Origin of the sequence: Pseudobutyrivibrio sp. UC1225, from assembly GCF_900115215.1 — a bacterium.
In the GTDB taxonomy this organism is placed as follows: Bacteria; Bacillota; Clostridia; order Lachnospirales; family Lachnospiraceae; genus Pseudobutyrivibrio.
Genome location: NZ_FOVQ01000003.1, coordinates 194,334 through 205,860, shown reverse-complemented (window position 1 = coordinate 205,860; position 11,527 = coordinate 194,334). Strand labels below are relative to the sequence as shown.

The following is an 11,527-nucleotide window of genomic DNA, read 5'->3' as shown; positions in this document are numbered from 1 at the left end:
CCTCCTATTATCTCTTCTCATCGACCATAATTCCTGCAAGCTCCCAAGCCTTTGCAATAAGGTCTAAGGTTTCCTCTGCTGGGAATTCCTTGATAACCTTCTTTGTCTGCTTATCAACCATCTTAATGGTGACGCGGTTTGTACCCTCATGGATACCAAACACTGCTTCAGCATTGCCCTGAGCGGAATTAATTTTGCTGATGGCTTCCTTCAAAGATGAAGTAGCCTGAACCTGTTTCTCTTCTGCTTCTTCCTGCTCTGGATTTGAATTCTGTGGGGCTTTATATTCAGGTTCGCTAGCGCGTAATTCCTTTGCTGCTGCCGCGAAATCTACTGGTGTACTCTGTGTTGCTTGAACTGGCGCTGTCTTTCCTGAACTTCCCTGTCCCTGGTAGTTGCTAACTGCACTACTTACTTCGCCTATTTTCATGGTACTCCTCCTTTTAAACTTCCTTGTATATATAAAAAGGTTTATAGTCTTCTAACTCCTATATCGTACCGAGTTAAGCGAAAGTTTATAGCAAATTTAAAAATTTATAAAAAAATTAAGCCTCCCCTCAATGGGAAGGCTTGTTGCCGTAACTAGCGGATTATAGTAAATTCTTAATTGCTTCAACATCATCCATTGAGATCTGCTGAGCTGCCTCATTTTCTTTCTGGATTTCAAGGTAAACTTCCTTGCGATAAATTGATATATCCTTTGGAGCTGAAATACCTATTTTGACTTGATCACCGCGAACTTCAAGGACTGTAATCTCGATGTTGTTGTTGATCATAATAGCGTCGCCTGTTTTTCTAGTTAATGCCAACATCGCTACTCACCATCCTTTCCATGTATTGCGTCATGAATAAGGTATCTTACCGGCTCGTTTCCATCGATGATAATCTGATCACCTACATTAGTGTCAGTATTAATAACGATAGGTGCCTTTAAATTGATAGATGCCTCCTTTGGATTCTTAGGAACACGCACAGTAACAAGTACGTAGGTGTTATCCTCATTTAAATCCCCAAGCTGTTCTAGTGAATCCTCGTTTAAAGCTGGTGCATAATCCGGCTTCACAACGTGCGGAAGCATAACTGGCATAGCAAAATCTGTCTCATCCAGAGATTGCAGCCACATGATATTGCCCTTGTCCTTCTTCTCTTCGTCGAAAATGAGCGTGTATCTCTTCATGTCTGGAAAACCTATAAGCCCATGAATGAGATTGATGATTTTTTCATCAGCAATTTCAATTTCGCCGAATAATCTGGTATTTACGCGCATTATCCTTTCTCCTTTGTGAAATTATTGGTTACAAGTAATTCAACAATGTAGAATCGCCCAGCTTTCCAGCGGCTGTAAGCGACGCCTGATATGCGGTGTAAGCGGCTGTATAATCGATGATTATCTGGGATAAATCTAAATCATCGTTTGTAGACTGAAGACTCTGTACAGTTTGTCGCTGATCCCCCACGCGTTTCTCTGTTAATTGTAGCGACTGCTTCTTACATCCCAAATCAGTAATTCCTAAACTTATTGTAGCATAATATTCATCAATTTTGCCTAGTTCGGTGCTAAAAAGTTTTTTTAAATTATCTTGGAAATAATCTCTTTCTTTCTCAATAGCCTTATACCAAGTGTCTAAATAGCCCTGATATTCGTCACCAGCGTATTGGGTTTCACCCTTCATTCTTTTGATTTCATCCAGCTTATTATTGGCTTCAATAGTATTCTTTACTGCCTCAATCATCTCTGAAAGATCACGCTGGATGTCGCTTGTGAATACATCACAGGCCTCTGTATTAATAGAGATAGTCTGATTCGCAGCTACCGTATATTCGATATCAAAGTAGATTCGCTTTCCATTTTCATCATATTTTGTATATGGAATATTTGTATCTACATCGTTTGGATCATAGCGCTTCTGGCAGTTGTAATAATATTCAGGTCGAAGCTCGCCCTCTTTGAAGCCAGTCTTGTCGTACTCAATATCTATAGTGGCATTCTTGTTTTTTAGTGTAGCTGCAACATTCTTTCCAAGTATTAAGTCTCCTGTTTCTTTGATGATAATTATGGCATCATCTGGAACAGTCTTAGTTCCCTTTGCACTTAATATATTTGTTGCATCTGTTGCATCAGCTATTTCTGTATCGCTCCATTCTGTTTCATTGGCGAATACAAACAGATTGATTCCTCCATCATTACGTGGAGTAGTATTATCATTTATAACTGTGTCAATCTCATCCTCCGTCTGACCACCTGATAAATCGTAATATGAGAAAGCAGCTATCTGATTTCCATCTCCATCCTTGATTGTCATCTTATTAATCGAATCATGGTCTACATCAGTCAGCGCATAATTAAGACGGATTCGATAGTAATTTGTCTGCTCCATATCATCAATAAAGGTATAGTTTGGATCTGTTGGGTCAAGACCTAGGAATGGATTCTTTACTTCATCAGCAGTGGTTGGCACCTTATTTACGCCATCATAATATCTGTGCTCTTCCATGTTTGTCTCTGCTGTAAGAGTCTGATTAATTCTATATCTTGTCTGAGTTTCATCCTCTGTAAATACAAGATTACAATTTGTTCTGTAGCCTGTAAAAACTGTACGCTTTGCATAATCAGCATTTCCTTCTGCAAACACCTGCTTCTGAAGTGATTCAAGCTGTGTAATCATTGTATTTCTATCATCAGCATTATATGTATCAGAAGCGCCTGTTACTGCAATTTCTTTACAGTCCTTCATAAGACTTCTAATGTTGATAAGTGATGTCTCTGAAACGTCAAGCCAACTGGCTGCATCAGGAATATTCTTGCTGTAGTACTGTGTAACCTGAGAGAGCGTGGTAGACAATCTGAGGGAACGAACAGCAACTACTGGGTCGTCAGAAGGACGGTCAATCTTCTTCTGGGAAGTCATTTGTTTGTTTCTGGTGTTGACCGTCTCCTTAGTGCTGTTGATATTGGAAGCCGCGTTGTTCATTATCATTTTGTTTGTAACTCTCATAAAAATCACCTCTAAAACACTACTTTTTTTCAGGCTAGCGGGAAAGCAGGGGCCATTTATAATTGCCTTCGGCAATGGGCCCCGCTGTGGGAGAACATTTTCATAAGCTAAAGCATATGAAAATATCCTCCATATTAAACTCCAGTCTGAAGTATCAATCTATCATATATTTCGGCGAACACCGATATACATTTAGATGCCAGGTTGTAAGCATTCTGGAATTTCATTAAATCCAGCGCCTCTTCATCTTCATCAACACCTGACACTGACATTCTCTGCTCGGAAATCTGCGTCTTAATATTGGTGAAGTTCTTTGTGAATATGTTACACTCCTGCGTGTCTACAGTAACATCCGCGTAGATACACTGAAGGAATGCATCACCGCCACCACCTCTGAATAGCTTTGTCTTGCTCTGTAATTTCTGAAGTTCCTCTACTAGATTAGCTGCATCAACACCGTCCGTATAATTACCCTTGGTGGTTGTAGCAAATAATCCTGCATCCTTATCAGAATCCTTTGCGATAGTGACGTTCTTCGCTGTCAGGAGATAATAAGATTCATAATTCTTTGTCGCATCCTCATCATCTGCTGCACTGTAAATAGTTGCAGATGTTTTGTCATCTCTCATCTGATGCTCGATATTTAAATCAATCTTATCTTTAGCAATGAAGAAGGCGTTCATTAAATCACCGTTCAAATCCACACCCATCTTGTTAAGATATTCATTTAATTTTTCCTGACTATCAATTAGATTTCCTTCTGCGTCGTATACCTCTCCAACCTTTATTTCTCTGATATCTGTTATCGGATTTCCGTTATCATTGTATACTTCTGTTCCGATTTCTATCTGATTAAAAGCCTCGCAGAAATTTCTCAGGAAAAGATTCATCTGATTGTGGTAATAAGGAATTCCCATATAATCCACATCATCACCTACCTGAAGCTTTTTGGAAAGCATATTTCCCTGCTCCTCTACTGTCAGTGTCTGGTTCAGATAGAAGGTTATACTTTCAATATTTCCATCTTCATCTGTGTTATAAGAAAAGCTGTTGTAGGTATATTCCTTGTTGTTTACGTCAAGAGAACCACGTGTTGGCATGTTCAGCTCGTTGATATCTGTAATAGATAGATTCTGAACGGTGATGGTCTCGGCGTCAGCATTTGAAACCACGGCATGAAGGTTCTCATTGTTATTACCATCACGAACCTCAAACATAGCCTTCAGTTCTCCACCATTTCCACTTGGAGTAGCGTTAAATTTGTTGCCATCCTGAGTCCAAACGATTTCATAAAGACCATCGATATCAGACTGATTGTGATTCTGATCCAACTCTCTTGATACTACAGAAAGAGTGTTGTGCTCATAGGTATCTACAAGAATTTGTCCGTTAATATAGACCTGATAATAAGTAGCGCCTGTATCCATATCTGGATAATTTGAATTCTGTACCTTCTTTTCAGTTGCAGATACATCCACAATCTTTGAAAGCTTATCGACCAGAACCGCACGCTGGTCGCGAAGCTCATTTGCATGTCCTCCACCCTGCTCGATAGTATTAATCTGCTTATTGAGGATGGATATCTTTTCAGCTATCGAATTAATATCATCCACGGCTGTTTTAATCTCATCATTAATTGAGCTCTGCAAATCATCCAGCTTGGTAGCCAGCTGATTAAAGTACTCTGTCAGCTGCTTGGCTGTAGAAATGAACTGCTTTCTTACTGTGTCATCTCCAGGATTTCCCTGAAGAGTACTCATGGCGTTGTACATCTTGGTATAAATAGTGGTAAATCCAGTGTCCAGATTGGTCTCATTGAAGTAGTTCTCAATCTGCTTCATGTAATACTCTTTCTTCTCATAGAAACCTAGAGCTGAGGAATTATTCCAATATTTCTCATCATAATAAAGATCTCTTCGCTGAGTAACTGACTCTGCCTCTACACCAGTACCGGTAGTACCCCAGCTCTGGTAGCAACGGAGTGCTGATGAAGCTACAGTGTTTACAACCTGTCGACTGTAACCATTCGTATTTACGTTAGAGATGTTGTTTGCAGTGGTGTTAATCTGAGCCTGTGAAGTATTTAAGCCAGATGCTGCAATTGTTAATCCAAAGAATGTTGATGACATAGGCTAATTCCTCCTGTCATTACCGATTAAACATGTCCAAGTGATGTGACAAGATGCTCAATCATTTCGTTTACTACGTTTATATATCGGCTGGCTGCGTTATATGCCGACTGATATTTAATCATTATTGTAAGCTCTTCATCAGAAGATACCCCGATTACACCCTGGCGGCTAAATTCTATTTCTTCCTTTGTTCCCAGTAGCGATTCTGCTGTAGACTTATATACGTTACCAGTGTTTCCGATTTCACCAATCCACTTAACGTAGAAACCTGAGTAGCCACAAGGTGTGGTATCGCTAGGATTAAGGTTAAAGTCCTGAGCTGTCCAAATAGCACTGAGGGCTGCACCCAAGTTGTGATTAACTGCTATCTTATTTTCCTTATACATGAGATGTGGAAGATAAGATTCCTGCTTTTCAAGCTCCTCATTCATTCTGAGGTTCTTTAAGGTGTAGCAGGTATTAGCATCGTCTAAATCTTCTTCGTTGTATACATACACCTGGACTACTTCATCATGAGTAGTACCATTACCATCATCAATAGTTACAGTTACATCCATAATCGAATTGTTTTTGAATCTGTCATAAGCACTTCTTACAAAAAGCTCTCTTGGTGGATACTCCAAATCGCTACCTAACGAACAATTTTCCTTATCAAGGATGTGCACTTTGCTGGCATCAAGTGTGACTGTCTCACCATTTTCATCTATGTAGGTAGCTGTTACAGCCCCTGAATAAACTTCATCTAAAGCTATGATTGGACTGTAGATGTTGTTTATTTCAGTTACAATCTGATGAATCAAGGTATCAAGCTCTGCCTCTGAATTCATCATAATAGAGTTTGCGATTCCTTTTTTATAATCATCAGAAGAAATATAATTTCCATCCTCATCATAAAAACTTCTGTAATCGCTCCAGGTCTCTCCTCTTGCCAAAAGAAGTGCCTTTACCTCTCCAATATCCGAGTCCTTCTCTGCACTTACGTTTGTTAAGTCATATATTGGATAGTAGTAATTCTGACTTGGATCGTCAGGATCATTTATCTCTGACATATGTGGCCAGTAAGGTGTAACGAAACCAGTCTTTCTGTCTGTAAGATTTCCAACTGGGTGATATGTTACCTCGTCGATAAACTCCACCTGCTCAAGCTCCACATGAACAACGCCCATGTTGTCCTCACGATATGTGATTCTTGCTAATCCTGAAAGTTCATCAATCAACAGATCTCTCTTATCTCGAAGGTCCATGGCCTTCTCGACGCCTGCTGATTCAATGGCCTGTATTCTTAAATTTAACTCGACCATCTCTTTTCCAATTTCATTGATGCGGTTCAGCTTCTCGGAAATCTTTGAATTGATAATGGTCTGATAATCTTCAAATCCATCTTCAACCGTTGTAGCACGGGACAAAAAAAGGCTAGCCTTCTGCAACACAAGATTCTGGTTAACTGTATCTGAAGGATCTTTGGCGAACTCTTCAAAGGCCTCCTCAAAATCTTTGATGGCGTCTTTGAAAGCCTGGCCGTCAGATTCCTGCAGATGAGTGATAACCTCCTGCACTGCTTCTGAGCTAGCGTTATAAAAAGAATGTCGCCCATTCTCACTTCGATATGCTTTATCTAAAAAGATATCGCGAGCGTGGACGATCGTTCCAACTTCCACACCGAGTCCACGGTACTGTGTACTCACTGCGGCTTCACCTATTTTTTGATAATTTCTATCTTCATAAACAACCTGCTCACGAACATAACCTTCGGTATTTACGTTCGAAAGGTTGTTAGCTGTTGTATTTAATCCATGTGATGCTGACTGTAGGCCAGATGCTCCAACATATAAGCTTCCAAAACTATTAGCCATAGGTCCTCCTTAAAGCTGCTAATCTTTAAGGACATCCGTTTCCTACTGTTTAGCGTCAAATCCTGATTTACCTAACAAATCTCCTGTAGTCTCCGCATCCCTGCCATAATTGGACGTCTGTGGTGCCTGTCTTGCACTCTTGATTAGGGTAATATCAAATTCAATCATCTCCAGCGCCTGGCGCAGGAGATTCTGAGTCTGAATATTAAGCACCTGAGCATTATCAGCTGCTTCCTTCAATTTACCCCTGGCAGTTATAAGTTGTTTTCTTTCTACAGGCTGGTTCGCCAAATTATCGATCATCCATGAAACGGTAATCTGCTCCCCGTCATGACCCATTACTGCCGCAATATGTCGCAGTAATTCGGCGCGTCGCTTCTCCAACTCCAATAAGGAGTCTGCGATGGCTTGCTCCTGAGAGGTAATAGCTTCCAGTACGTCAAGCTTCTTATGGATAATAGAATCCTTCTTTTCTCCATTAAGACTAATTAACTTTTCATACTGCTCTGTTTCACCATCCATAGTTAAGAGCAATTCATCCATTAAACTAGCCACGCAATCTTCCTCACTTAAACTAAATCTGACCGAACTGAGACAATAACTTATCTGCGAAGTCTTCTGTGCTGACTTCGTAAGTACCAGCTTTGATTCTAGCCTTGATGTCTGCTACTAGATCTTCTCTGATATCTGCCGCCTCAGATACTGCTGCCTTAGCTACATGGTAGTCTTTACCTGTAGATGAAATCTGAACCTGGTCACGGCCCATTCCATTTGTTTTAGCAGCCTGTGTCGTGTTTTTAGTGTTTGATGACTGATAGAGCTGAGCTACCTGATTGTAAGCCTCTATACGCATATCGCCACACTCCTTTCCTCCCTTATTCAGGTGATTCTTTTTCGGGTTATCCCCCAACCATCTTTTTCCTACATTCCATTTATCGGAACAATTTAGTAAAACTTTATACCTATAATAAAAAAATTTAACAAAATTTTCAAAATTTCTTCTGTCATTATTATTATCGGCATCAAATAAAAAAAATTGACCCCAGAGTTGAGAGGTCTCTGGGGTCGGTCTGAGAATTGTATTGTATAGAGAAATAAGATATAAGCTAATTCATAATCGCCTCTAATGGATCTAAATCTCCATCAGGGTCTTCAAAGATATATTCAGCTCTTTCTGCATCTATTGCTTCTGGATCTATTGCTTCTGAATCATAACCATAGTTTTCATACTTCTTTGAAAACTCATCATAAGTAATTATGTCATCTTCATCTGTATAGAAGCCTTCAGCCTTTAATGCCTTAAGTGTATTTGTACAATCTACTGTCAGCTCTGCGTATATGCTTTGTTCATGCATAATTGTCTGGCCGCCATAAGCATTATCATAGAAGGTTTCGCTGTCAGAGAAGTAAACTACATCCGGATTTCTAACTATAAAGTCAAAGGAATTATATAAACGCACCTTGTTATTCTCGTCATATTTATAATCATAGCCTGCAAAATCCTGCTGGAATACCTTTCCTGCTTCAATATCCTTAAGGAAGGCTTCATATACTCTCTTGTATTTTGCTTTTCTCTCCTTAGTGCTGAGCTCATCAAACTCATTGTATTCAAAGTAATAATCATTGTTTTCTGGAACATCTACTAAAGTAGCAAAGTCCATACTCTTAATCTCACAGTCATTCCAGATATTTCCAATGATGTGCTCTTTGATTCTTCCTGGATTATTAACAAAATCCAAGATTGGCTGTGTAGCTGCCACATACTCTGAAGATACTACTGATGCCTCTGTGTTGATTACAGGATAGCTTCGAATGATTATATCTCCATTTTTTAACTTGTAGCGGATAGAGAAGGTTTTTCCATCCACATCTGGATAATTGTAATTAATATTTCTAAGTTCCTTCTTATCTGTAAGGAAGTTCTGATGAATCTGTCTGAAGGCCTCGATATCCATCTCATCTGTAAAAACCATGGTGTAATTGTTATCGATACCTGCCCACTGAATGTCCTTTAACGCTGGAACTCTGTTTTCAATTCCCAGCACATCTAGTCTCATACAAAGAAGTACTCCAAGTGCTGCAAGTGAATAAACGGCACAGGCAAAAGCTTTCTTGGCGCAGAAAACTCTTAAAGTCTTCTCAATAAGCATCTGTGTAGCAAAATATATTATCGCTCCCAAAATCAGCGCTGATACAATAGCTATTCCATATTTCATGTCATAAGTAAGAGATGTAAGCGCCTCTACCATTCCTGAAATGAAAGCACCTGCTACCATCGAAATAAAAAAGGACATTCCAACGGAAAATACTGGTTTCATAAATGGAACAGCAATGAAATCGAGTACTGTCTCAAGCTTCTTAAATCTATAAAGCTGGTAGCTCACAATAATGATAACTAGCGCAGCTGCTGCGTAAATTGCAAGAACATGTCCGCCTGTAAAGCTGTGCTTAAACTCTATTACTCGCTCGTAGTTGTCATCCATAACTACATCAGAAAATACCTTGGCATTATTAGGAATGTATAACACAGGAGTCCAAATCCTATACTGTATTCCGTTCATAGCCTCTGACAATCCCCACATGAGGATACTTGCAGTAAGACGAAATGCAATATCCATCATAAGATAGAGGAAATTAAATATAAAATAGAAGATAATGCCAGTAACAATCTGACCTGAAATCATCAGCGAAAAAATCGCTACTGCCGTAAATAGCAAGGTTGATACTGCTACAATAAGTGCCCAATACCATATACAAGAAAGACCATCACATCCACGGGCCGCTGCTGCAATTGTCATAATGACTGATGCCAATATTACTGGCACAAGGCTTACAGTAAGGCTTGATAAGATACCTGTGAAAAACAGGCTTCTTCTAGTAACTGGAAAAGAGTGCATCATATAGCTGTCTCTTCTATTGAATAAATACCAAAAGGTAATTCCTGTAACGATAATGGAAATTATGATGGCAATAAAGGTAGTCGGCATAGTACTCATATGCTCGAAAAGTCGCATTTCCATTGTATAACCAAGTCTTGAGTACCAGTCATCTCCATTTATATTAGCAGTGCTGATTACGAAATATACTGGAAGCATCAACAATAGGAGGACGAAATATAGTAACCCTGCAATCCATGTTCTGCTAATATTCTTTTTAAACAAAGCCATATTAAAAAATGATGTCTTTGACTGCATAGTTCTCACCTCCCAATTCATAAATAAATATCTCTTCAAGGGTAAGTGGAAGCACATCCATCAGAAGTGGATTCATCTGACCAATTGCCTGCTCTGCAGCTCTAGGTTCTCCCTTGACTATAAGTGTATGTACACGTCCGTTAGTAATCTTCTTTAATACTGTAATATCATCTGGAAGCTTTGGCATCTCGCCCTCAAAGGCAATCTGAATCTTAGTAATGGAAGTCTGAAGCTCATCAAGTGATCGCTCAATAAGAATCTTTCCATTATTCATAATGCCCACATGGTCGCATACATCCTCAAGCTCTCTAAGGTTATGTGAACTTACAAGAACTGTAAGACCATTCTCCGCAACATCGGACATAATAAGGCTCCAAATCTGACGGCGCATTACAGGATCAAGACCATCCACTGGCTCATCCAAAATCATAAGCTCTGGTCTGGCTGCGATAGAAAGCATAAATGCTACCTGCTTCTGCATTCCCTTTGAAAGACTGCGAACCATCTTCTTAGGATTAATTGCTGGAAAACAATCCATAATCTTCTTGAAAAGTGCCTCGTCAAAATTTGGATACATATTCTTATAAAACTTCATCATATCCAAGGTGTTAGCCTGTGTGAAAAAGAAGATATCGTCTGGAATGACCGCATATCTGCTCTTGATTGCCTGATTTTCATATACTGGCTGTCCATCAATAAGAACCTGTCCAGCATCCTGTTTATATACGCCACAAAGGTGACGAATAATAGTAGACTTACCAGCGCCATTTGGTCCTACCAAACCATAAATGGCACCCTTTTCTACATGCATATTTAAATCATCAAGGGCAATGAAGTCTCCAAATTTCTTTGTAACATTATTTACCTGAATCACCCGTTGCCCCTCCCTTCGCTATCTCTTCAATTCTTCTGATAAGGATATCCTTATCCTGGCACAGATACAGAAGTTCTTTTACTATCTCATCGAATTCTTTCATAAGTTCTTCATTCCTCCCAGTTGCAACATCCGCTCTTTCTGCGGCATAGCTGCCTTTACCTGCTATTGTGTAAATGTACCCTTCCTGTTCCAGCTCACGATAAGCCTTCTGGATGGTGTTTGGATTGATAGATAAACTTGTAGCAAGCTCTCTAACACTAGGCAGTTTCTCATCCGTCCGTACAGCCCCTGACACCACCAGGCGTCTTAGGCCATCCTTTATCTGCTCATATATAGGCTTGGAATCCCTGTAATTTAGTTGAATCAAGCTAGTACCTCCTCACGGTATTCAGTTATACTGTATTAGCTGTTCTAATACACTTATAGCACACCGTATTTTTAGTGTCAACAAGTTTTTTGGGGAATTTAGAAGCAT

Annotated in this window: 11 protein-coding genes; all 11 read right to left on the bottom strand. The window is 39.6% G+C overall.

Annotated features, from left to right (window positions below):
* Nucleotides 1–7: 7 nt before the first annotated feature.
* Nucleotides 8–430, bottom strand: coding sequence for a flagellar protein FlaG (locus BMZ41_RS06040; RefSeq protein ID WP_090527671.1), 423 nt, complete (start codon nucleotides 428–430; stop codon nucleotides 8–10).
* Nucleotides 431–590: 160 nt separating this feature from the next.
* Nucleotides 591–812, bottom strand: a complete 222-nt coding sequence (gene csrA, locus BMZ41_RS06035) for a carbon storage regulator CsrA (protein ID WP_090167478.1) — start codon at nucleotides 810–812, stop codon at nucleotides 591–593.
* A 2-nt stretch (nucleotides 813–814) separates the two neighbouring features.
* Nucleotides 815–1,267: a flagellar assembly protein FliW gene (gene fliW, locus BMZ41_RS06030; RefSeq protein WP_090167476.1), complete on the bottom strand. Its 453-nt coding sequence runs from the start codon at nucleotides 1,265–1,267 to the stop codon at nucleotides 815–817.
* 28 nt (nucleotides 1,268–1,295) lie between these two features.
* On the bottom strand, nucleotides 1,296–2,996 hold the full coding sequence (locus BMZ41_RS06025) for a flagellin N-terminal helical domain-containing protein (protein WP_242942017.1): 1,701 nt from the start codon (nucleotides 2,994–2,996) through the stop codon (nucleotides 1,296–1,298).
* Between the two features lie 134 nt (nucleotides 2,997–3,130).
* Nucleotides 3,131–5,125 carry a flagellar hook-associated protein FlgK gene (gene flgK / locus BMZ41_RS15570; protein ID WP_177184161.1) on the bottom strand — a complete coding sequence of 665 codons (1,995 nt, stop codon included), beginning with the start codon at nucleotides 5,123–5,125 and terminating at the stop codon, nucleotides 3,131–3,133.
* Nucleotides 5,126–5,151: 26 nt separating this feature from the next.
* Nucleotides 5,152–6,981: a flagellar hook-associated protein FlgK gene (locus tag BMZ41_RS06015; RefSeq protein ID WP_090527956.1), complete on the bottom strand. Its 1,830-nt coding sequence runs from the start codon at nucleotides 6,979–6,981 to the stop codon at nucleotides 5,152–5,154.
* A 42-nt stretch (nucleotides 6,982–7,023) separates the two neighbouring features.
* Nucleotides 7,024–7,536: a flagellar protein FlgN gene (locus tag BMZ41_RS06010; protein ID WP_090527668.1), complete on the bottom strand. Its 513-nt coding sequence runs from the start codon at nucleotides 7,534–7,536 to the stop codon at nucleotides 7,024–7,026.
* Between the two features lie 19 nt (nucleotides 7,537–7,555).
* Entirely contained in the window at nucleotides 7,556–7,834 is a 279-nt protein-coding gene (flgM, locus tag BMZ41_RS06005) for a flagellar biosynthesis anti-sigma factor FlgM (RefSeq protein ID WP_090167473.1), read from the bottom strand.
* A 253-nt stretch (nucleotides 7,835–8,087) separates the two neighbouring features.
* A complete protein-coding gene (locus tag BMZ41_RS06000) occupies nucleotides 8,088–10,175 on the bottom strand; it encodes a hypothetical protein (protein WP_090527665.1) in 2,088 nt (695 codons plus the stop codon).
* The gene (locus BMZ41_RS05995) at nucleotides 10,150–11,049 is read right to left on the bottom strand and encodes an ABC transporter ATP-binding protein (RefSeq protein WP_090167469.1); all 900 of its coding nucleotides are present in this window, start codon (nucleotides 11,047–11,049) and stop codon (nucleotides 10,150–10,152) included. Before BMZ41_RS05995 ends, BMZ41_RS06000 begins: the two co-directional genes overlap by 26 nt.
* Nucleotides 11,033–11,419 carry a GntR family transcriptional regulator gene (locus tag BMZ41_RS05990; protein ID WP_090167467.1) on the bottom strand — a complete coding sequence of 129 codons (387 nt, stop codon included), beginning with the start codon at nucleotides 11,417–11,419 and terminating at the stop codon, nucleotides 11,033–11,035. Before BMZ41_RS05990 ends, BMZ41_RS05995 begins: the two co-directional genes overlap by 17 nt.
* Between the last annotated feature and the right edge of the window lie 108 nt (nucleotides 11,420–11,527).